Raw genomic sequence first — 22,131 nt, forward strand, 5'->3', positions numbered from 1 at the left:
CCTCGGTCCACCTGGTGGCTCCGCCATCCGTCGTCACGACCAGCGAACTGAACCGTGAACGCTGTTCTCGTACCCTCCGGGAAGGTGCGCGACGGGAAAACCCTACCGCGGACGGGACTTGACGCCGGACGCCGCCTCCGTCTTCGTGACCGCACCAGGGACGGCGCGGGCCCGACCCGGGGACCACCCCCAGGCCGGGCCCGTAAGAGGCGCCTCAGCCCAGCAGTCTCGCCGCCAGGGTTGCCGCGTTGTAGGAGCCCCAACCGGTCGCGAAGTCCCAGCCCTTGGTGGCGCTGTAGGCGCCGTTGCTGCCGGTGGTGATGTCGTGGAAGCCGGTGCCGTTCGCCGCGTACAGCTTCGGGTTGGCGAAGCCGAGGTTCGGCTTGCCGGACGCCGCGGCCTGCTGGTTGACCAGGGCGGCGAAGGCGGCCCACTCCGGGGCCGCGGCGCTGGTGCCGCCCACCGAGGACCAACTGCCCTGCGAGTAGATGGAGACGCCGGGGGACGGGTCGGCGTGCGCCGACACATCCGGTACCTGGCGGTGGCCGCCGCCCGCGCTGAGCTGGACCGACTTCTGCCAGCTCGGGATGGGGAACGCCGTGGAGACCCCGCCGCCGCCACCGGACCAGGCCACCTCGCTCTTCCAGGCGTTGGAGGAGCTGACGGTCAGCCGGGTGCCGCCGACACCGGTGACGTACGGGTCGCTCGCCGGGTAGTCCACCGAGGTGCCGCCGTCGCCCGCGTCGTCGGAGCCGTTGTCACCCGAGGCCGCGTAGAAGCCCAGGCCCTCGGCCGCGCCCTGCTTGAAGATGTTGTCCACCGCTGTGATGTTGGTGCTGGTGCGCTGGGTCTCGGCCGCGCCCCAGCTGATCGACGTGGTCGGGATGCCGCTGTCGACGATGGCCTGGTAGGTGTCGAGTTCGCCCGAGTCGGAGTTGGGGCCCTCGAAGACGGTGACGTTCGCCTTGGGCGCGATCGCGTGCAGCACCTCGATGTCCAGCTCGACCTCCACCTGGCCGTCGCCCAGCGCGCCGGAGCCGCCGTCCACCTGCCGCACCGACGGCGCGGAGGAGCCCAGGCCGTAGTGGCTGTCGTAGGCGCTGATGTTGGACTGCTGGAAGCCGTCGAACTCCAGCAGCGCGATCTTCTGGCCGCTGCCGTTCGCGGTGCCCTTGACGTTGTAGCCGCCCTTGAGCTGCGCCGGGGTGTAGCCGCCCGCGGGACCGTTGTGTGGGGTCACGCCGGAGGGGGCCTGGTGGTGCAGCTGGAGCCGGTTGTTCAGGCCCGCCACGTCGCTGACGAGCGAGGCGATGGAGCCGGGCAGCGTCGGCGCGCTGTCGTTGGCGTAGAAGGTGTGGCCGGACCTGGTGTCCTTCCAGGTCGACAGCCTGGTGCCGAAGGCCTTCTGCACCTGGGCGGCGGTGCCGTTGGCGTCGATCAGCAGATTGCCGGGGTGCACGGCGGTGACGGTGAGGCCATGGGCGCGCAGGTAGTCCTCGACCTGCTTGACCTCGGCGTCGGTGCGGCCGAACCGGGCGGCGAACTGGGCCTTGGTCAGGTAGTGGCCGTAACCGCTGGAGCGCGGGTCGCTCACCTTCGCGATGAAGGCGTCAAGTGCCTTGTCGGCTCTCGGAGTCAGGCTCACCGCCACCGATATGCGATGGTCCTGGGCGACGGTGCCGGTGCGAACGGCGTGCGCGGCGAGGCCGTTGACCACGTCACCGGTGAGCGCCGCACGGGCCGCGTGCGGCTGTGGCGCCGCCGCGTAGGCGGCCGGAACGGCGGCGACGAGCAGGGCCGGGACGGCGGCCAGGGCGATCAGTTTCCGACGGGACGTCACTGGATCCTCCATGGGGGGATGCGCCACCAAGTCGCTTTGCGCGTACCTTGGTTGCGGCAGGGGCGATGCGGAACTGATCTCACGCTAGGAACTCACCGGACCCCGCATAAGCGGGGGAACCCTTGCGTCCCGTGTTAACTGCCGGTGTCGTGCTAACCCGGTATGTCGACGGTGCGGGACCCCAACTCCCTTGGTGGCGAGGCGAGTTTCCGGGTGATGACCTCGCCGCCGCGCGCCCCCACCGCCATCGCGTGGGCCAGCGCCGTACGGGAGCGGACCCCGAACTTCCGGTAGACCCGTGACAGCGTGCCCTCCACGGTCTTGACGCTGATGAACAGCTCGGCGGCGACCTCCCGGTTGGTCGCGCCACCGCCCACCAACTCGGCGATCCGGGCCTCGGTCGCGGTCAGTTCGGGACCGCCACCGCGCTCCACGGCGTCCAGCCGGGCCAGTTCCTCGGCGGCCCGCGCCTGCAGCGGAGCCGCCCCGCAGCCGCGGGCGGTCTCCAGCGCCTCGGTGAGCGCGGCCCGCGCGGCGCCCCGGTGCCTGCCCCGCCGCTCCACCGCCCCGAGCGCGATGAGGGTACGCACCAGCTCCAGCGGGAGCGGCAGTTCACGCAGCCGGTCCGCCGAGCGGCGCAGCCGTGCCGCGCCCTCCTTGGCCCGCCCCAGCGCCGCCTCGCGCAGCCCCTCGGCACGCTCCAACGCGGCGAACACGCTGCCGGGCGGGTCCACCGCCAGCCGGTACGCCTCCTGGATCACCGATCCGGCCGCGTCCGTCTCGCCCAGCATCACCAGCGCCTCGGCCAGGTCCCCGTGCCACTGCAGCAGCGGCGGATCGGCCGCGCTCATCGCCGCGCCGATCCGCTTGGCCCGGCGCAGCGCCTCCACCGCCGCCGCGGCGCCGTGCGTGTCACCGGTGAGCAGCGCGGCCTGGCCCAGCACGGCGAGCGCGCGCAGCAGGAACAACTGGTCGCCGTCCGCCTCGGAGGCCCGTACCGCGCGCTCCGCCAGCCGGTGCGCCTCCTGCGGGGTGCCGCCCGCTGTCGCCGCCAGCGCCGCGGCGTACAGCGCGGGCGCCGACTCCACGCCCGACTCGGTGAGCAGCCCGGTGCAGCGGGCCGCGGTGCGCAGCGCCCGGCGGCAGTCGCCGGAGCGCACCTGGACCCGGGTGAGGGCGACCAGTGCGGCCAGCCGGTCCTCCACTCCCGCCAACCCCTCGCTGCCGCGCAGCAGTTCGGTGATGGCGGCGTGCGCCTCGGCCACCCGGTCGGAGTCCAGCGCCAGCACCGCGCGCATCCGCACCAGCGCCCAGCTCTCCGGCCCGCCGTCCGCCCCGCCGACCAGGGTGAGCGCCGCCGCCAGCGCCGCGTCCGCCTCGGCGGGCCGGCCGGCGAGCGAACGGATCCTGGCCAAGGTGGTGAGCGACGCGGCCCGGGCGGCGCCGTCGCCCGCCGCGGCGGCCCGCTCGGCGTACCGCGCGGCCTGCGTCAACTCCCCGCACAGCAGGCCGCGTAACGCCGCCCAGTGGTACAAGCGGGCCTGCAGCGCCGGGTCCTGGGCCGCGTCCCGCAGTCCGTCCTCGATCAGCGAGCCGGTGCCCTCCAGGGCCTGCCCCGCGTTGCGCAGCAGGATCAGCCGGGCGCGCACCCGCTGCCGGGGCGAGTCGGAGCCCGCCAGTACGATCCGTGCCGCCCGGTCCGCCTCCGCGCGCTGCCCGGCGTCGCACGCGTAGTCGGCGGCGGCCAGCCAGCGCTCGGCCTGCTCCGCCGGGCGGCCGGACGGTGTGCGGCGGGCGGCGAGCACGGCCAGTTCGGCCGCCGCGCCCGGTGCGCCACGGCGGCGCGCGGACGCGGCGGCGGCCAGCAAGGTGGCGGCTGTCGCGGCGTCCTCCAGTGGGTGTGCCAGCGCCAAGTGCCGGGCCTGCTCCACCGGTTCGGTCACCGCCGCGGCGAGTACGGCGTGCGCCTCGCGGCGGGCGTGCGCGGTGGCGTCGGCGTAGACGGCGGCACGGATCACCGGGTGCCGGAAGCGCACCGCCCCCGAGCTGTCGGTCCCGGCCAACCCGAGCCGTTCGGCCGCCGCCAGTTGCGCCGCCGCCGCGGTCAGCCCCGCGGCGTGCAGCACTGTGAGGGTGGGACGGACGGCGGCAGCGCACACCAGCAGGGTGCGGCGGACCGGTTCCGGGAGGGTGCGGAAACGGTCCAGCAACCGGGTGCGGAGCCGGTGCGGTACCGGCAGTGGGCCGTCCGGCGAGTCGGGCGCGCCCTCGCGCAGTACGGCCCGGCCCAACTCCAGCGCGTACAGCGGGTTTCCGGCGGCGGTGCGCTGGACGGCGCGCAGCACCGGGGGCGGCAGGTCCGTGCCGGTGGCCGCGCGCAGCAGTCGGGTGACGGACGCGGTGGACAGCGGGGGTACCGGGAGTTCGACGGCGTCCGGCGGGCAGCAGCGCAGCCGCTCCGGCTGCTCACCGTCGGGTACCCGCTCGGTCGCGGCCATCCGCACGTCCGCGCCGTCCAGCCGCCGCATCACGAAGGCCAGCACAGCGGCGCTCGGGCCGTCCAGCCACTGCAGGTCGTCCACCACCAGCAGCACCCCGCCACAGGCGGCCAGCCGCCGCAGCACTTCGAGCACCGCCACCCGCACCGCCAGCCTGCTGTGCCCGCCGGACGGCTCACGGCCGCGCAGCAGCGCGGCCCGCAGCGCGGTGACCGGCTCGGGCGGCAGGTCGTCCAGCACCTCGCGCGGCACCTGTGCCAGCAGGTCGATCAGCCCCGCGTAGGGCAGCGCCTGGTCCTCGCTGGCGGGCGCGCAGCGCAACACATGGGCGGCGGGCGGAAGTTGCCGGACGAGCGCGTCGAGCAGGCCGGAGCGGCCGATTCCGGCGGGGCCGTGGAACAGCACCGCGCGGTGCGCGGCCACCGCGTCGCGAGCGGTTTCGAGCAGCCCGTCGCGGCCGGTGAGGGCTGGTTCTCGCACGGTCCCACCCTTCGCCCGGAAACCCGACGACGATGGGCGGGATCGTTCGAATGCCCATACGTGTGCTCATGACAACGTTTGGGTGAACGCTTGTCAATGGCCTCCTGTGAACACCGGATCACACCTCCCGTGACCCGCACCGGTGACCCGGTTGGCGGAACGCGTCTGGCGGGCGCCGCGGCCCGGACGCAGCGTGGGGAGACGACACCGAGCGACGCACGCGAGGTGGACGCGCAGGAGGAGGCACCATGAAGCGGCGGCGATTCCTGGCGGCGACGGCCGGTACCGGCCTGGCGGCCGGTACCCCGCTCAGCGGGCGACTGCTCAAGCCTCACCGGCCCGGACTGCCGATGCCGCTGCGCAGCGCGGCCCCGCTACCGCGCCCGTACCAGGTGCCGCTGCCGATACCCGCGGTGCTGCGGCCGGTGCGCAGCGATGCCACCACGGACCACTACGAGATCACCCAGCAGGTCGCCCACCTGCGCATACTCCCCGGCCTTGAGACCGAGGCATGGACCTACGACGGCAGCTACCCCGGGCCGACGCTGGTCTCCAGGTCCGGACGCCGCACCGTGGTCACCCACCGCAACGAACTGCCGCAGCCGGTCGCGGTCCATCTGCACGGCGGCCACACCCCGCACGACAGCGACGGCCACCCGACCGATCTGATACTGCCGGTCGGCTGGAGCAGACGGCACCGGTACGCCATGGCCGACACCAGCGGCCTGGCGCGGACGGCGCTGGGCGAGCGCACGTACACCTATCCGCTCGACCAGCGGGCCGCCACGCTCTGGTACCACGACCACCGCATGGGGTTCACCGGACCCTCCGCGTACCGCGGGCTCGCCGGGTTCCATCTGGTGCACGACGACGAGGAGGAGCGGCTGCCGCTGCCGCGCGGTGAGCGGGACATCCCGCTGATGATCACCGACCGGTCGTTCACCGCCGACGGGTCCTTCCACTACCCGGCCGTCGACCCCGAATGGGGCATGCCCGGGGTGACCCACCACTGGATGGAGGGGGTCCTCGGCGACACGATCCTGGTCAACGGCGCGCCCTGGCCGGTGCTCGACGTGCGGCGGCAGCGGTACCGGTTGCGGCTGCTCAACGCCGCCAACTCCCGTATCCTCCGGCTGGAGTTGGACCCGCAGCCGCCCGGCGGCGATGCGCTGGTGCAGATAGGCGCGGACGGCGGTTTGCTGGAACGGCCGGTGCGCCATGACGCGTTGGCGATGGCACCGGCCGAACGCTTCGACGTCGTGGTCGACTTCGCCCGCTACCGGCCCGGCACCCGGGTACGGCTGGTCAACCGGCTGGGCAGCGGTACGACGGCGGAGGTCATGCGCTTCGACGTCTCCGGCGCGGCCCGCGCCCCGGTCGACGACACGGCGGTGCCGGACAGGCTCTCCACCGTGGAACGGCTTGACCCGCGCCGCGCGATGGCGGTGCGGACGTTCTACTTCCGGCGGACGGCGGCCGGTTGGACGATCAACGGCATGCCGTACCGGCCGGGGCGGGCGCTGGCCGCGCCGAAGCTGGGCACCACCGAACTGTGGCGGATCGTCAGCGACTTCCACCACCCGATACACGTCCACCTCAACCCGTTCCAGGTGGTGGCCCGCGACGGGGGTGCGCCGGGACGCTATGACGCGGGGTGGAAGGACACGGTGGACGTGCTGCCCGGGAAGTCGGCGGAGATCGCCGTCCGGTTCACCGACTACTCGGGGCGCTTCCTGTTCCACTGCCACAACCTGGAACACGAGGACATGGCGATGATGGCCGACTTCGTCACGCGGTGAGCCATTCCGGCGGATCTTCTGTTGGGGGTTGCGGTGTTTTCGGACACCGCCGGTCCGGCTCGTTGTGGTTGCTCGCCGTCGCGGCGGGACATTCCTGTCGGGGCAAGCCCCGACCCCGGGGGCTTGCCCCCATCACAGCCACCGGCACCCGCTCGCGGGACCGGGTGTCACAACCAGAAGCGGTGCCACCAGGGTTGCCGGTGGTCGCGCCGATCCACCGGCCAGTACGGCGGGATGTTTCGCCCGGGCTGGTAGTGCGGGCCCTGGTGCATGTGGTGGACGATCACGGTCAGGTCCACCACGGCCAGCAGCGCGATGGCGCCGAAGAAGCCCGCCCACCCCGGCTGCCGGGCGGCGGCGAAGCCCGCCATGGCACCCAGTGACCAGATGAGCCCGAACAGTGTCAGCCCCAACCGCAGCCGCAGCGGGCTGCGGGCCTGTGTCGGTTCGCTTCCGGTACGCATGGCCACGCATCTCCCTACCTCCAGCGTACGCGCCCCGTCAGCCCTCCCGGCGCAGCGCGGAGTCCAGGAGCCGGGACCACTCCCGCACGATCGCGGTGCGCCGCGCGGTGTCGTCGCGCAGCAGCGTGGCCAGCCCGAGGCCGCGCGCCATGTCCAAGGTGGCCTGCACCGTCTCCCGCACCCCCGGCACGCTCTCGTCCGCGTCCAGGAACTCCACCGCCAGCCGGTGCGCCTCCCGTCCGATGCGGCTCTCCAACGCCATGACACGCGGCCGCAGTTGGGCCTCGTCGGCGGCCGCCACCCACAGGTGCAGCGCCGCCCTGAACAGGGTTCCGGTGTAGATGCCCACCAGCGCCTCCACCACGGCACGGGTGCGCGGCACCCCGCTGTCCGGCAGGGTGCGGGCGTGCTCGCGCAGCGTCGCCAGCCACTCCTCCGCGACGTGCTCGATGGCCGCGGTGAACAGATCCTCACGGGTGCGGAAGTGGTGCTGGGCGGCGCCCCGCGACACACCCGCGCGCTCGGCCACCACCGCGACCGTGCTGCCGCGCCAGCCGCGCTCGGCGAGGCAGCTCACGGCGGCCTGGAGCAGCCGTCGCCGGGTGGCCCGGCTGCGGTCCTGCTTGGGGCACGTGGTGGTACGCGGCGTCACAACACCCATGCGGGCTCCCGGCGTTCGCGGAAGGCGCGCACGCCCTCGGCCGCCTCCGCCGAGCCGAACAGCCGGGCGGACTGCTCGGCGTACGCGTCGCCGTCCCGCTCGAAGCCGCGCAGCACGGCGGCGGTGGTGAGCCGCTTGGACTCGGCCAAGCCCTGCGGGGAGGCCGCCCGCAGCCCGTCGAGGATCCCGTCCAGCGCCTCCAGACCCGCGCTGACCAGCCCCGTCCGCACCGCCTCCGCGGTGTCGAACACCTCGCCGGTGAGGTAGTAGCGGGCGGCGTCCCGGGCCCGTACCCGGGGCAGTACCGTCAGCGAGATCACGGCCGGTGCCAGGCCGAGCCGTGCCTCGGTGAAGGCGAAGGTGGCGTTCGGCCCGGCGACCGCGATGTCGCAGGCGGCCAGCAGCCCCAGGCCCCCGGCGCGGACATGCCCGGTGGTGCTGGCCACCACCGGCTTGGTCAACTCCACGATGTCCCGCAGCAGTCGGGTCAGCGCCTGAGGTCCGGTCGGGGACTTCTCGGTCAGATCGGCGCCCGCGCAGAAGGTGTTCCCGGTGTGGTTGAGCAGTACCGCGCGGACGGCCGGGTCCTTGTCCGCCGCCGCCAGCGCGTCGTGCAGTTCGGCGACGAGGCCGGTGGACAGCGCGTTGGGGTTGTGCGGCGAGTCAAGGGTGAGGATCTTGATGCCGCGTTCGTGGTCCTGCTGGATGTGGGGCACGGTAGGGCTCCTCAGTAGGACTTGGGCAGGCCAAGCGTGTGGTGGCAGACGAAGTTGAGCACCATCTCCCGGCTGACCGGCGCGATCCGGCCCACCCGGGACGCGGTCAGCAGCGACGCCAGCCCGTACTCGCTGGTCAGGCCGTTGCCGCCGAGGGTGTGCACGGCCTGGTCGACGGCGCGCGCACCGGCTTCCGCGGCCGCGTACTTGGCCATGTTCGCCGCTTCACCGGCGGCCATGTCGTCACCGCTGTCGTACAGGAAGGCGGCCTTGCGCATCATCAACTGGGCCAGCTCCAGCTCGATCCGCACCTGGGCGAGCGGATGGGCGATCGCCTGGTGCGCGCCGATCGGGGTGTCCCAGACCCGCCGGGTGCGGGCGTACTCCACCGCGGCGTCCAGCGCGTAGCGGCCCATGCCCAGCGAGAAGGCGGCCGTCATGATCCGCTCGGGGTTGAGCCCGGCGAACAGTTGCAGCAGCCCGGCGTCCTCGTCGCCGACGAGCGCGTCGGCGGGCAGCCGCACCTCGTCCAGGAAGAGCTGGAACTGCTTCTCGGGCGCGGCCAGTTCCATCGGTATCGGCCGGAACTCGAAGCCCGGTGTCTCGCGCGGGACGACGAACAGGCACGGCTTGAGCTTGCCGGTCCTGGCGTCCTCGGTCCTGCCGACGATCAGGGTCGCGTCGGCCACGTCCACCCCGGAGATGAACACCTTGCGCCCGGACAGCAGCCAGTCACCGCCGTCCCGGCGGGCGGCGGTGGTGATCCGGTGCGAGTTGGAACCGGCGTCCGGCTCGGTGATGCCGAACGCCATCCGCACCGAGCCGTCGGCGAGCCCCGGTAGCCAGCGCTCCTTCTGCGCCTCGGTGCCGAACCGGGCGATGACGGTGCCGCAGATCGCGGGCGAGACCACGAGCAGCAGCAGCGGGCAGCCGGTCGCGCCCAACTCCTCCAGCACGATGGACAGTTCGGTGATCCCGCCGCCGCCACCGCCGTACTCCTGCGGCAGGTTGACACCCAGATAGCCGAGCTTGGCCGCCTCCCGCCACAGCTCGTCGGTCTGCCGTCCCTCGCGGACGGCGGCGGTGAAGTACTCACGGCCGTAGCGGCGGCCGAGGGCGGCGACGGACGCACGCAGCGCGCGCCGCTCCTCGCTGTCCAGCAGCGCGTTGTCCAGGGTGACGCTCATGCGGTGGTGCCCTCCTGTGTGACGACGGCCAGTACGGTGCCGACCTCGACCTGCTGGCCGACGGTGGCCTGGAGCGTGCTGAGGGTGCCGGAGGCGGGCGCGGTGATCCGGTGCTCCATCTTCATCGCCTCCAGCCAGACCAGCGGCTGCCCGGCCGCCACCCGCTCGCCCACGGCGATGTCACCGACCCGCACCACCGTGCCGGGCATCGGGGCGAGCAGCGAACCGGGGGCGGTGCGTTCGCGCGACTCCGGGAAGCGCGGCAGGGCGATCAGCGCGACCGCGCCGAGCGATGAGTCGACGTACACCTGGTCGCCGTACACCGCGACCGCGAACTCCCGCCGGACACCGGCCACTTGGAGTACCGCCCGGTCGCTGCTGTGGGACAGCAGCCGGACGTCCGGATGGTCATCGGCCAGCAGTCCCGCACGGGTCAGCCGGTAGCGGACCTCGTACTCCTCGCCGCCGAGCACGGCTCGGTACCCCTTGGACTGCGGCTGCGACGGCAGGTTGCGCCAGCCGCCGAACGGCGAGCGGTCCACCGCGTCGCACAGCGCGGCGGCGAGCGCGGCGACCCTGGACACCCCCGGATCGGGGGGAGTCGGCCGGAGCTGGCCGAGGAACGCCGTGGTCACGCCGCCGCTGACGAACCGCGGGTCGCGCAGCACCCGCACCAGCAGGTCCCGGTTGGTGACCGGGCCGTGGATCGTGGCCCGCTCCAGCGCGTGGGCGAGCCGCCGCAGTGCCTCGTGCCGGGTGGGCGCGTGGGCGATCACCTTGGCCAGCAGCGGGTCGTAGTGCGGGGTGACCGTACTGCCGTCCGCCACCGCGGAGTCCACCCGGATGCCGTCGGCGGCGCCGACGGCGAAGCGGTGCAGGGTGCCGGTGCGCGGCTGCCAGTCGCTGGCCGGGTCCTCGGCGTACAGCCGGGCCTCGATCGCGTGCCCGCTCGGCGGCGGGGGTACGTCGGGCAGCCGGGCGCCCTCCGCCACCCGGATCTGCCAGGCCACCAGGTCAAGGCCGGTGACGCACTCGGTGACCGGATGCTCCACCTGGAGGCGGGTGTTCATCTCCAGGAAGTACGGGCGGCCGCCACCGGAGACCAGGAACTCCACGGTGCCCGCCCCGACATAGCCGATCGCCCTGGCCGCCTCGCGGGCCGACTCGAACAGTGTGCGCCGCAGCCCGTCGTCGATGCCCGGGGCCGGGGTCTCCTCGATGACCTTCTGGTGCCGCCGCTGCACCGAGCAGTCCCGCTCGCCGAGCGTCCACACCGTGCCGTGGGCGTCCGCCAGCACCTGCACCTCGATGTGGCGGCCGTCCTCGACGTACGGCTCGACGAACACCTCACCGTCCCCGAACGCGGCGCTCGCCTCAGCCCGCGCCGCCGCCAACTCGGCCTGCAACGTGTCGAGTCGGCGGACGATCCGCATGCCGCGGCCACCACCGCCCGCGGCGGCCTTGACCAGCAGCGGGAGCTGGCCCGGTGTGGCGGTCGCCGGGTCGACCGGTGCCAGCAGCGGCACACCGGCCTTCGCCATCAGGGCCTTGGCCCGGGTCTTCGACCCCATCGCCTCGACCGCCTCCGGCGGCGGGCCGATCCAGGTCAGCCCGGCGTCCAGTACCGCACGGGCGAACTCGGCGTTCTCCGAGAGGAATCCGTACCCCGGATGCACCGCGTCGGCGCCCGCGCTGTGCGCCGCCTTGGTGATCAGCTCGCCGCGCAGATACGTCTCGCCCGGCGCGCTGCCCGGCAGCCGTACGGCGGCGTCCGCCTCACGTACGTGCGGGGCGTCGGCGTCCGGGTCGGAGTACACCGCGACGGTGGCGATGCCGAGTTCGCGGCAGGTCCTGAAGATCCGGCGGGCGATCTCGCCGCGGTTGGCCACCAGCAAGGAAGAGATCACGCAGCAGCCCCCTACATCCGGAAGACGCCGAAACCACCGCGCGCCCCCGCTATCGGCGCGCTGTGGATGGCTGAAAGGCACAGGCCGAGCACGGTACGGGTGTCCCGCGGGTCGATCACACCGTCGTCGTAGAGCCGTCCGGACAGGAACATCGGCAGCGACTCCGACTCGATCTGCCGCTCCACCGCGTCGCGCAGCGCGGCGTCCGCCTCCTCGTCGTACGGCCTGCCCTGGGCCGCCGCCGACTGGCGGGCGACGATCGACAGCACCCCGGCGAGCTGCGCGGGACCCATCACCGCCGACTTGGCGCTCGGCCAGGCGAACAGGAAGCGCGGCTGGAACGCCCGGCCGCACATGCCGTAGTGCCCGGCGCCGTAACTGGCCCCCATCAGCACGGAGATGTGCGGCACCCTGGAGTTGGCCACCGCGTTGATCATCATCGCGCCGTGCTTGATGATGCCGCCCTGCTCGTACTCCCTGCCCACCATGTAGCCGGTGGTGTTGTGCAGGAACAGCAGCGGGATGTCGCGCTGGTTGGCCAGTTGGATGAACTGCGCCGCCTTCTGCGACTCGGCGCTGAACAGCACGCCCCGCGCGTTGGCCAGTATGCCCACCGGATAGCCGTGCAGTTCGGCCCAACCGGTGGCCAGGCTCGGCCCGTACAGCGGCTTGAACTCGTCGAACGCCGAACCGTCCACCACCCTCGCGATCACCTCGCGCGGATCGAAGGGGGTACGCAGGTCGCCGGGCACGATGCCCAGCAGTTCCTCCTCGTCGTGGCGTGGCGGCAGCGGATGCGGACGCGGCGGCGGTCCCTGTTTACGCCAGCGCAGCCGGGCGATGACGCGGCGGGCGGTGCGCAGCGCGTCGGGCTCGCCCGCCGCGAAGTAGTCCGCGAGGCCGGAGGTACGGGCGTGCATCTCGGCGCCGCCGAGCGACTCGTCGTCGCTCTCCTCACCGGTGGCCATCTTCACCAGCGGCGGTCCGCCGAGGAAGACCTTGGAACGCTCCTTCACCATGATCACGTGGTCGGACATCCCGGGTATGTACGCGCCGCCCGCGGTGGAGTTGCCGAACACCACCGCCACGGTGGGGATTCCGGCGGCGGACAGCCGGGTCAGGTCCCGGAAGAGCGCTCCGCCGGGGATGAAGATCTCCTTCTGGCTGGGCAGGTCGGCGCCGCCGGACTCGACCAGGCTGACCACCGGGAGCCGGTTGGCGAACGCGATCTCGTTGGCCCGCAGTGCCTTCTTCAGGGTCCAGGGGTTGCTCGCGCCGCCGCGCACGGTCGGGTCGTTGGCGGTGATGACGCACTCCGTGCCCTCGACCACCCCGATGCCGGTGACGATGGAGGCGCCGACCGGGTAGTCGCTGCCCCAGGCGGCGAGGGGGGAGAGTTCGAGGAACGGTGTGTCGGGGTCGAGCAGCAGCTCGATCCGCTGGCGGGCGAGCAGCTTGCCGCGCGCCCGGTGCCGGTCCACGTACTTCTGACCGCCTCCGGCGAGGGCTTTGGCGTGTTCGGCGCCGAGCGCGTCCAGTCGCGCCAGCGCGGCTTCGCGGTTCGCGAGGTAGTCGGGGTTGGCGAGGAGCGAACTGGCCATCATCGCCTCTCAGTTGACGTCACGTCAGTGCGGGTCTGGCTTCGCCAAGGGAGAAGGCTGGCACCGGGGGCCGGAACAATCAAGCGCGCTTGCATGATTTTCCGCCGCCCGCTCGGGGGTGCGGCGATTTCGGGTTGCGGTTGGTCCGGCACCGCCGGGCCACGGCGCGGGGGGGTGCTCACCGCCGCGGCGGTGAGTAACCCCCACGGTGGGGACCGGCGGTGCCGGAGCGGGCGCGACCAGCGGAGCTACCCGTACAAGCGGAGCTACTCGTACAACTCCCGGACGCGGACTGAGAGGCATGTGACGCAGCCCTCGCGCTTTTCGAACTCCGTGAGGTCGACCGGGACCGGCGTGTAGCCGAGCGCGGCCAGCAGATCGGCCGTCTTCGGCGCGGAAGCGGACATCAGCAGCCGGTCCCCGCCCAACAGGACGACGTGCGCGCCAGCCTCCTCCGGCACCGGCAGGAAGTGCGGGAACACCGACGTGTCGTCCACCAGCGGCGGATGGCCGATCACCGTACCGTCGGGCAGCGCGGTCACCGCCGACTTCAGATGCAGCACTCTGCTCACCGGAACGGCCACCACCCGGGCGCCCAGCGGCGCGAAGACGGCACGCAGTTGCCGTACACCGGCCGCGTTGGTACGACCTCCGCGGCCCACGTACAGCGTGTCGCCCACCTTGAGCACATCACCGCCGTCCAGGGTCCCCGGTTCACGGACGTGGTTGATGGACAGCCCGAGCCCGACCGCGGTCCGCTCGGCCGCCTGCGTCTCCGGTCTACGGGACTGAGCGCCCGGCCGGGAGATCAGCGCGACGTTGCGGAAGACGACCATGGTGTCCTCCACGAACACCCCGTCCGGACACTCATCGGCGGGAGCGACCTCCACCGTCTGCCAGCCGTGCGCCCGCAGCGCCTCGACATAGCCCTCCCACTGGCGCAGCGCCAGCGCGGCATCGATCGGTTCGCGTCCGATATGGCTGACCAACCCCTGGTCGAGACGGGGGCTGGGACGTCGGACGAGGGCCTTCTTACTGGGCACGGAACCGCACCTCCAGCTAGCATTTGCTCCCTTATGAGTGCCACTCTCGTCGCCAAGGGCCTCGCCGCAGGACACGGCGACCGCATCCTGTTCTCCGGTCTGGAACTCGTCGTCGCACCCGGTGATGTCATCGGGCTCGTCGGGGCCAACGGCGCCGGGAAGTCCACGCTACTGCGGCTGCTCGCCGGTCTTGACGCACCGGAACAGGGAACGTTGCGGCTCAGCCCGCCCACGGGGGTGGTCGGCCATCTGCCGCAGGAGCCGGAGCGCAGGCCCGACGAGACGATACGCGCCTTCCTCGCCCGCCGCACCGGTGTGGCCGCCGCCCAGCGCGCACTCGACGCCGCCACCGAGGCGCTGGTCGAGGGTGCGCCGGGTGCCGACGACGCGTACGCCACCGCACTGGAGCGCTGGCTTTCCCTCGGCGCCGCCGACCTGGAGGACCGCGCGGACACCGTCGCCGCCGACCTCGGCCTGACCGTCGACCTCGACCAGCCGATGACCTCGCTGTCCGGCGGCCAGGCCGCCCGCGCCTCACTCGCCTCCCTGCTGCTCAGCCGGTACGACGTCTTCCTGCTGGACGAGCCGACCAACGACCTCGACCTGGACGGCCTGGAGCGGCTGGAGGCCTTCGTCACCGGGCTGCGCGCCGGAACCGTCGTGGTCAGCCACGACCGCGAGTTCCTCACCCGCACCGTGAACCGCGTGGTCGAACTCGACCTCGCCCAGCAGCAGGTGAACGTCTACGGCGGCGGCTACGAGGCCTACCTGGAGGAGCGCGAGGTCGCCCGACGGCACGCCCGCGAGGAGTACGAGGAGTACGCGCAGACCCGGTCCGACCTGCTAGCCCGGGCCCGTATGCAGCGCGCCTGGATGGAGAAGGGCGTGAAGAACGCCCGCCGCAGGTCCACCGACCACGACAAGCTCGGCCGCAGCGCCCGGGTGGAGGCCACTGAGAAGCAGGCAGCCAAGGCCCGGCAGACCGAGCGCATGATCGAGCGGCTCGACGTGGTCGAAGAACCGCGCAAGGAATGGGAGTTGCGGATGAGCATCGCCGCCGCACCCCGCGCCGGTGCGGTGGTGGCCACCCTGCGCGGCGCCGAAGTACGCCTCGGCGCCTTCCAGTTGGGGCCGGTGGACCTCCAGGTCGACTGGGCCGACCGGATCGCGATCACCGGCGCCAACGGATCCGGCAAGTCCACGCTGCTCGGCGCCGTGCTCGGCCGGATCCCGCTGACCGCGGGCGCGGCCTCGCTGGGGCCCGGAGTGGTCGTCGGGGAGGTGGACCAGGCGCGGCGGCTTTTCTACGGAGATGAGGCGCTGCTGGACGCGTTCGGCGCCCTCGTGCCGGAGATGGCGGCGGCCGAAGTCCGTACGCTTCTGGCCAAGTTCGGGCTGAAGTCCGACCATGTGCTCCGCCCGGCCGCCACACTGTCGCCGGGGGAGCGGACCCGGGCGGCGCTGGCCCTGCTGCAGGGGCGCGGGGTGAACCTGCTGGTGCTCGACGAGCCCACCAACCACCTTGACCTGCCCGCCATCGAGCAGTTGGAGTCCGCGTTGGCCTCCTACGACGGCACGCTGCTGCTGGTCACCCACGACCGCCGGATGCTTGGCGCGGTGCGCACCAACCGGCGGATCGAAGTGGCGGACGGCAAGGTCGTCGAGGCCTGAGCCTGACGTGGGGGTGGCCGCGTCGGCCGCCTGCCGCATCCGGCATGATCGGTTACCTGGCCGAAGGAGCCGAAGGGTGGGGGCCGAATGACCGCGCTGGACGCCTTGCAGCTGATACCCGTCGCCGTCGCCGCCGGTTGGATAGACGCGGTGGTGGGCGGCGGCGGCCTGCTGCAACTCCCGGCGATGCTGGTGGCGTTCCCCACCCTGCCCACCGCCACCGTGCTCGGTACCAACAAGGCGGTGGCGATAACCGGCACCACGTCGGCGACCATCACCTACCTGCGCAAGACGGATGTCAACTGGAGATTCGTGGGGTTAGCGGCGGCGGTCGCCCTGCCCGCGGCGTCCGGTGGCGCGCTGGTGGCCACCGCGCTGCCCAGCAGCGTGTTCCGGCCGGTGATCATGGCGGCGCTGCTGACCGTCGGCGCGTTCGTCACCCTGCGCCCCGACTTCGGCCGCACCCACGCGCCGGTACGGCTCAGCCGCTCCCGCGCGGTGACCGCGGCGGCGCTCAGCGGCGCGGGCATCGGCTTCTACGACGGGGTGATCGGCTCGGGCACCGGCACCTTCCTCATCATCACCTTCCTGCTGGTGCTCGGCGCCGATTTCGTGCACGGCTCGGCGATGGCCAAGGTGGTGAACGTCGGGACCAACCTCGGGGCGCTCATCGTCTTCGTGGTGCAGGGACACGTGCTGTGGTTGCTCGCCGCCGCCATGGCCGTCGGCAACGTGACCGGCGGCGCGCTGGGTGCCCGGATGGCGCTGAAGCAGGGTGCCTCGTTCGTCCGGTACGCGCTGCTCGTGGTCGTCGTGCTGCTCGTGGCGAAGCTCGGCTACGACCAGTGGCACTGATGCGGTATGGGCACTGTCGCGCGTAGCGCGTCGGCTGGGGGCGGTGGTGGATACCGGCGGGAGGTCGCTGACGCCTGCGCCGGACGCTATCGTCGGCACTGCGGAGACCGCACAGCCGTTGTAGAGGCAGGCGCCCACGCGCGGCGCCCGAGGTCGGTTCGAGCCGGAGAGGGTGACGTCGTGGTCGTATTCCTGCTCGGGCTCAGTGCCGCCTGCTGCCTCGGCTTCGGCTTCGTACTCCAGCAGCGGGCCGCGCAACGCGCGCCGCTGGCGGACTTCCTGTCCTTCCGGTTGCTGCTCGACCTGCTGCGGATGCCGGAGTGGGTGATCGGGATCGCGGCCATGGTCGCCGGGATGGTGCTGGGCGCGCTCGCACTGGCGCACGGCGAGATCTCCCTGGTGGAGCCGCTCACCGCGACCAACCTGGTGTTCGCCATGGGCCTGTCGAGATGGCTCTCCGGCCAGCCGCTGGGCTGGAGCGGCTGGGCCGGGGTGGTGGTGCTGGCGCTCGGGGTGACGTCGTTCATCGTGGCGGGCCGTCCGTCCGGGGACGGCCAGCTCGCCGGGCCGCTGCGGCACTGGGTGCTGTTCGGTACCTTCGTGGGGCTGGCGGTGCTGCTGACCGCGCTCGGCAGACGGCTGCGGCCCACCCTGGAGGCGACGGTGCTGGCGCTGGCCGCGGGGCTGCTGTACGGGTTGCAGGACGCGCTCACCCGGATCTCGGTGCAGTTCGTTCACAGCGACGGGGTCGCGGTGCTGTTCGTGCACTGGCAGCCGTATGCGATCGTGGCGCTCGGGCTGACCGGGTTGCTGCTGGTGCAGAGCGCGTTCGAGACGGCGCCGCTGCGGTCGTCGTTGCCCGCGCTCACCGCGGCGCAGCCGCTGGCCGGTATCGCCTGCGGGGTGGGGTTCCTGGGCGACCGGTTGCGGGTGACGCCGGGGGCGCTGGCCTGGCAGGCGTCAGGGTTGCTGGCGATCGTGGTCGGGATCGTGCTGCTGGGGAGCCATCCGGCGATGCCGGAGGGGCCCTGCGCGGTGCGTGATCCGCATCCCGCGGATCACGCCGCCCGCGCCCCGGTCGACGGGTGACCCTCTGGTCGGGGTTCGCCCTGGTTTCGGCCGGTTCGGTGCCGCCGGGCAGGTAGCTGCGTGGTCGCGCGCCGTCGCGGCGGTAAGGGGCTTGGGCTTTGGGGCCGCGGGGGCGAAGCCCCCGAATCTCTGACCGTCGGGACGGCGCGCAACCACCCAGCTACCGGACCGGCGGTATGAGCGCAACCCCACTCACCGCACCCCTGCGGGAGGCACATACGCGGACCACCCCGTGACCGCGGCGGAGCCGGTGAGCGGGCGGCGTTGCCAGCCGGGGGCGTAGGAGGGGGCGGAGCCGCCGGGCGGGACCAGGATCGCCACCGCGCGGTCCCGGGCGGCCCGGACCACCTCGGGCCCGGACGCCTCCGAAGCGTCGCTGCGCGGGTTGGACCGCAGCGACGACGCGCAGCCCGCGTCGTAGGCGATGGGCTGCGAGTCACCCGCGACGAGGCACGGCGGCCGGACGCCGATCCGCCGCAACGCGTCGGCGACCGCCCGGTACTCGCCGACGTTCGCCTTGGCGGAACGGATCTGCCGATCCAGGATCTCCCCCTGCACGTACCAGTGCCCGGCGAGCAGCGCACCGGCCACCACGGCGGCCGCGATCCGCGGCGGCGTCGGCGAGCGGCGTACCCACTGCGCCCCGGCCGCCAGCGCCCCGGCGACCGGCAGCGCCAGCAGCGCGTAGGCCGGAAGAAGGAACCGCGGCGCCGCGTACGGGATCAGGAACAGGTACGAGGCCGACAGCGACAGCGCGCACACCACCGGCAGCAGCGCACCGGCCAGCCGACCGGCCCGGGCCGCCACCGCGACGCCGCCCACCGCGAGCAGCGGCAGCGCGGGCCACCAGGCGATGTGCGCCACCGGTGGATAGCCGACGTCGCACGGGCGGCACAGCAGCGGCCCGTCCGCGCTGCGCAGCGCGTTGCCCACGTTCCAGGAGAAGCCCAGGCCGCCTTCTATCGCGTCGGAGTCCGCCAGCCGCTCCAGGACCCCGCCGAACCGTGCGTACGCCTCCGCGATCCACTCGGCGAGCCCGGCCGCCAGCCCCACGATGACCGCCGCCGCGACCCGCCAGCGCCGCCAGTCCCTGACCAGCACCACTCCGCCGAGCAGCGGCAGCGCCAGCCAGGCCCCGTCCGGGGCGCGTACCAGCGTGACCCAGCCCACCGCCAGCGCGAGCCCGGCCAGGTACCGCCGCCGTGGGCCCTCCCGTACCGCCAGCAGGAAGAACCCGGTGGCGGCCACCGCGCCGAAGGCCACCCACAGGTTGGGCATCATCTGCGCCCCGTACTCGACGGTGACCCACAGCCCCGCGAACAGCAGTGCCGCCAGCGCCGAGGTGCCGGGGCCGACGAGCCGCCGCCAGACGGCGAAGGCGCCGAACAGCGCGAGTCCGGAGAGCACCGCGAGGAAGGTGCGCAGCACCAGCGGATCGGAGGTGAACGCCGCCACCGGCGCGCCCAGCAGGGTCACCCCGCGCGACCGCGGCGCGCTGAAGAAGGCGGCCGGGGAGCGCGGGTCGACCTGTGAGAAGTAGATCGACTCGTCCCAGGCGAGCGAGCGGCCGGGCGCCGCGAACACCAGTTGCGTGACGGTGTAGAGCGCGGCGACGACCGCCAGACGCGGATCGCGGCGGACCCGGGCGGCCGTGGAACCGGCCGTCCGACCGCGTATCGCTGCTGTCCCGGCGAGTGTCATCGGCATCTCCTGGTCGGTGCGCTCGCGGTATTGTCGCTGACCCACCCCATCACACGAGCGCGGCGCCCGCTGTCGGCAGTGCTGCCGTCACTTGCCCATGTGCTTGACCGGAAGCGCGCCCGCCGCCAGGACCGCCTTGGTGAACGGTGCGACCAGTTCGGTGAGCCGCTCGGCGTACTCCGCGCCCAGGTGCTTGTAGGGGGCGAAGCCCAGCCGGTCGGTGTCGTCCTCGATGGTGCGCCGCAGCTCCACACCGGCTTCGGTGAGTTCGCCCGCCGAATCCAGCAGGCCGCGCTCCCGCAACCGGTCCTCGGCCGCCGACCACTCCTGCGCCGACCAGCCGCGGGTGGCCTGGGAGAAGTAGCGGGTGAAGCCCTTGCCGGTGGCGGTGTGCGTCACCAGGGCCTCCAGTCCGTCGAGGTCGGCCTCGGCGAGCGCGATCAGATGCCCGTCACCGCGGTGCTCGCGCAGCAGTGTGGCGGCGTGCCACAGCGCCAGGTGTGGGGCGTCGGGCACCGGAAGGTCGGCGTTGGCCGAGTACAGCGGTCGACCGGGGCGGCCGCAGGCCTCGGTGGCCCGTAGCGCGAGTTCGGCGGCCTCGGTCAACTGCCGGGAGGCGATGGCCTCCGGGCCCAGCAGCCGCCGCAGGAAGGCGTCGGTGATGCGCAGCCGGGCCTCCAGTACGACGCGCGGCGACGCGGCGTGCCAGGCGCGCGGGATGTGCCGGGCGACCAGATCGGGGTGGAAGTTGTAGAACGTCGCGGTGACCGTGCCCGCACCGACGGCGCCCATCGGCGCGGCGCGCCCGGCGAAGTACGCCATCGACCCGCGTTCGAGTCCGAGCGCGGCCAACTCGTCGTCGTGCTCTGGCGCGAAGTAGAAGGCCGAGTGCAGCGGGTTGAGGGCGTTGTAGCAACGCCGTGACGCGCGCAGGGTGAGAGTCGTCATGGCGTCACGTTACCCGCCGGTAGAACCGTTGCCGAGGCGTCCTCGCCGTGCCGGGCGGTCGGTATGGGCCGCCTCGACCGTCCAGGTGAACCTCGGTGCCCGGCGCTCCAGGAAGGCGGTCACCCCCTCGGCGCGCTCCGCGCCGTCGCGGGCCTGCTCCGCCCAGTGCGCCAGCCGCCCGGGGTCGGCGGGGGCGGTGCCCAGCGCCATCGCGGTGAACTCCTTGGCCGCGGCCTGGGTCAGCTGGGAGCGGCCGGCGAGGATGCCGGTGAACTCCGCCACCCGCGCGTCCAGTCCGTCCGCTTCGAGTAGTTCGTCCACCAGTCCGGTGCGCAGCGCCCGCTCGTCGTCGATCAACTCGGCTGAGAACAGCAGGTACTTGGCGGTCGCCGGACCGACCAGGCCGACCAGCCTGCGGGTGGACGACGCCGGGTAGACGATGCCGAGCTTGGCGGGTGTCACCCCGAACCGGGCGCCCCGCGCCGCGAACCGCAGATCGCAGGCGGCGGCCAGTTGGCAGCCACCGCCCACGCAGAAGCCGCGGATCGCCGCGATCGTCGGCTTGGGGAACGCCGCCAGCGCCTCCTCCGCGACCACCGCCGGAGCGCCCGGGTCCGACTGGCCGCGCAGCGTCTCGATGTCGGCGCCCGCGCAGAACGTTGCGCCCGCGCCGGTGAGTACGACCGCCCGTACCGAGGGATCGGCGGCCAGTTGGTCGAGCAGGGGCGGCAACTGCCGCCACATGTCCGGGGTCATGGCGTTGCGCTTGGCCGGGTTGCTGATGGTGATGGTCGCCGTGGCGGCGCCGTCGGCGTGGTCGAGCAACAGGCCGGGCTCTGCCATGCGGCTTTCTCCTGTCCGGGGCGGCGGTCCGGTCGGGGTGCCCGGCCGGGGGTCCGATCCGGCCGATCCTAATGTCAGTCTCTCGGACAACCCCCCGAAATTAGCGAGCAAAAGCCGCAAGACCGCTCTGGTCACTCACTGTAGACGGTCTGAATCGGTCAAGACCCGTCGAGACACGCTGACTTGTGGTCAGCGCAACGGCGGGGGCCTGATGACCCCAACACTCTTCACATATGAGGCGGTTCCCGTCGCCCCGGCAAGTGGGGACTTCGGCGGGACTGCGGGGAACGTCAGCGAGGGCTGGTGCTGTCATGACGGTCTGCGGGAGAACCCCGCCCGAACCCATGTCCCCGGAAGCCCAGCGGGCGGTTCCGGGCGCGGAACGAGCCGCCCCCTGTCCGTACGCGGGCGCCTGGCGGTTCACCGCCCCGGCCGTGGACTCCTCGGTACCGCAGGTACGGCACGCGGTGCGCGATCTGCTCGCCCGGCAGGGCGTCCCGGTCGCCGCCGAGACCGTGGACGGCCTGCTGCTGATCGTCTCCGAACTGGTCACCAACGCGGTACGGCACGCCGCCGTGCTCTCCCCGCAGATCACCGTGGAGATCACCGTGGGGCCGCAGTGGATCAGGGTCGCAGTCGCCGACGACCACCCCTACCGCCCCAAGGCGTTGGAGGCGGACTACGCCAAGACCGGCGGCCGGGGTCTGCTGCTGGTGAAGGCGATCACCGCCGAGGCGGGCGGCGCCTGTGACGTCGAACACACCCCGGCGGGCGGCAAGGTGGTCTGGGCGGCCCTTCCGCTGACCGCGCCGCTGCTGTGACCGAGGC

At 73.0% G+C, this 22,131-nt stretch carries 17 protein-coding genes; 5 read left to right on the forward strand and 12 right to left on the reverse strand.

All coding sequences use genetic code 11. The features are described 5' to 3' along the window. Window positions 1–214: 214 nt before the first annotated feature. Both NON19_RS18280 and NON19_RS18285 read right to left on the reverse strand, forming a co-directional pair. The gene (locus NON19_RS18280; protein ID WP_255929403.1) at window positions 215–1,840 is read right to left on the reverse strand and encodes a S53 family peptidase; all 1,626 of its coding nucleotides are present in this window, start codon (window positions 1,838–1,840) and stop codon (window positions 215–217) included. Between the two features lie 152 nt (window positions 1,841–1,992). After that, window positions 1,993–4,818, reverse strand: coding sequence for a helix-turn-helix transcriptional regulator (locus NON19_RS18285; RefSeq protein ID WP_255929405.1), 2,826 nt, complete (start codon window positions 4,816–4,818; stop codon window positions 1,993–1,995). 248 nt (window positions 4,819–5,066) lie between these two features. Between NON19_RS18285 and NON19_RS18290 the strand changes: the two genes are divergently transcribed. Then, complete coding sequence (locus tag NON19_RS18290) at window positions 5,067–6,617, forward strand: multicopper oxidase family protein (protein WP_255929407.1); 1,551 nt, start codon at window positions 5,067–5,069, stop codon at window positions 6,615–6,617. A 167-nt stretch (window positions 6,618–6,784) separates the two neighbouring features. Here NON19_RS18290 and NON19_RS18295 read toward each other — a convergent pair whose 3' ends face one another. The 7 genes from NON19_RS18295 to ddaH all read right to left on the reverse strand — a co-directional run bounded on the left by NON19_RS18295 (window position 6,785) and on the right by ddaH (window position 14,196). Next, a complete protein-coding gene (locus NON19_RS18295; RefSeq protein WP_255929409.1) occupies window positions 6,785–7,081 on the reverse strand; it encodes a DUF6343 family protein in 297 nt (98 codons plus the stop codon). A gap of 37 nt (window positions 7,082–7,118) precedes the next feature. Next, a complete protein-coding gene (locus tag NON19_RS18300) occupies window positions 7,119–7,742 on the reverse strand; it encodes a TetR/AcrR family transcriptional regulator (RefSeq protein WP_255929410.1) in 624 nt (207 codons plus the stop codon). Then, on the reverse strand, window positions 7,730–8,458 hold the full coding sequence (locus tag NON19_RS18305; RefSeq protein WP_255929411.1) for an enoyl-CoA hydratase family protein: 729 nt from the start codon (window positions 8,456–8,458) through the stop codon (window positions 7,730–7,732). Before NON19_RS18305 ends, NON19_RS18300 begins: the two co-directional genes overlap by 13 nt. A gap of 11 nt (window positions 8,459–8,469) precedes the next feature. Further along, window positions 8,470–9,645 (reverse strand): acyl-CoA dehydrogenase family protein, encoded by a 1,176-nt coding sequence (locus NON19_RS18310; RefSeq protein ID WP_255929412.1) that lies wholly within the window; start codon window positions 9,643–9,645, stop codon window positions 8,470–8,472. Next, entirely contained in the window at window positions 9,642–11,552 is a 1,911-nt protein-coding gene (locus NON19_RS18315) for an ATP-binding protein (RefSeq protein ID WP_255929413.1), read from the reverse strand. Before NON19_RS18315 ends, NON19_RS18310 begins: the two co-directional genes overlap by 4 nt. 11 nt (window positions 11,553–11,563) lie before the next feature. Continuing rightward, window positions 11,564–13,156 carry an acyl-CoA carboxylase subunit beta gene (locus NON19_RS18320; protein ID WP_255929414.1) on the reverse strand — a complete coding sequence of 531 codons (1,593 nt, stop codon included), beginning with the start codon at window positions 13,154–13,156 and terminating at the stop codon, window positions 11,564–11,566. A 263-nt stretch (window positions 13,157–13,419) separates the two neighbouring features. Beyond that, window positions 13,420–14,196 carry a dimethylargininase gene (gene ddaH, locus NON19_RS18325; RefSeq protein WP_255929415.1) on the reverse strand — a complete coding sequence of 259 codons (777 nt, stop codon included), beginning with the start codon at window positions 14,194–14,196 and terminating at the stop codon, window positions 13,420–13,422. Window positions 14,197–14,229: 33 nt separating this feature from the next. Here ddaH and NON19_RS18330 point away from each other — a divergent pair, with 33 nt between their 5' ends. From NON19_RS18330 to NON19_RS18340, 3 genes are all read left to right on the forward strand, one after another. Next, window positions 14,230–15,867, forward strand: a complete 1,638-nt coding sequence (locus NON19_RS18330) for an ABC-F family ATP-binding cassette domain-containing protein (RefSeq protein WP_255929416.1) — start codon at window positions 14,230–14,232, stop codon at window positions 15,865–15,867. Window positions 15,868–15,954: 87 nt separating this feature from the next. Beyond that, a complete protein-coding gene (locus tag NON19_RS18335; RefSeq protein WP_255929418.1) occupies window positions 15,955–16,722 on the forward strand; it encodes a TSUP family transporter in 768 nt (255 codons plus the stop codon). 180 nt (window positions 16,723–16,902) lie between these two features. Continuing rightward, window positions 16,903–17,811 carry a DMT family transporter gene (locus NON19_RS18340; protein ID WP_255929420.1) on the forward strand — a complete coding sequence of 303 codons (909 nt, stop codon included), beginning with the start codon at window positions 16,903–16,905 and terminating at the stop codon, window positions 17,809–17,811. 192 nt (window positions 17,812–18,003) lie between these two features. On the opposite strand, the gene NON19_RS18345 is transcribed toward NON19_RS18340, so the two are convergent. From NON19_RS18345 to NON19_RS18355, 3 genes are read right to left on the reverse strand one after another with little or no spacing between them, the layout of a single operon-like run. Further along, window positions 18,004–19,557, reverse strand: coding sequence for a hypothetical protein (locus NON19_RS18345; protein WP_255929422.1), 1,554 nt, complete (start codon window positions 19,555–19,557; stop codon window positions 18,004–18,006). 42 nt (window positions 19,558–19,599) lie between these two features. Further along, window positions 19,600–20,460: an SCO6745 family protein gene (locus tag NON19_RS18350; RefSeq protein WP_255929424.1), complete on the reverse strand. Its 861-nt coding sequence runs from the start codon at window positions 20,458–20,460 to the stop codon at window positions 19,600–19,602. Between the two features lie 9 nt (window positions 20,461–20,469). Beyond that, window positions 20,470–21,303, reverse strand: coding sequence for an enoyl-CoA hydratase/isomerase family protein (locus NON19_RS18355; RefSeq protein WP_255929426.1), 834 nt, complete (start codon window positions 21,301–21,303; stop codon window positions 20,470–20,472). Between the two features lie 344 nt (window positions 21,304–21,647). On the opposite strand from NON19_RS18355, the gene NON19_RS18360 reads away from it, so the two are divergent. Then, entirely contained in the window at window positions 21,648–22,124 is a 477-nt protein-coding gene (locus NON19_RS18360) for an ATP-binding protein (protein ID WP_255929428.1), read from the forward strand. Window positions 22,125–22,131 lie beyond the last annotated feature (7 nt).

The sequence above is a fragment of the Streptantibioticus rubrisoli genome (assembly GCF_024436055.1).
GTDB lineage: Bacteria > Actinomycetota > Actinomycetes > Streptomycetales > Streptomycetaceae > Streptantibioticus_A > Streptantibioticus_A rubrisoli.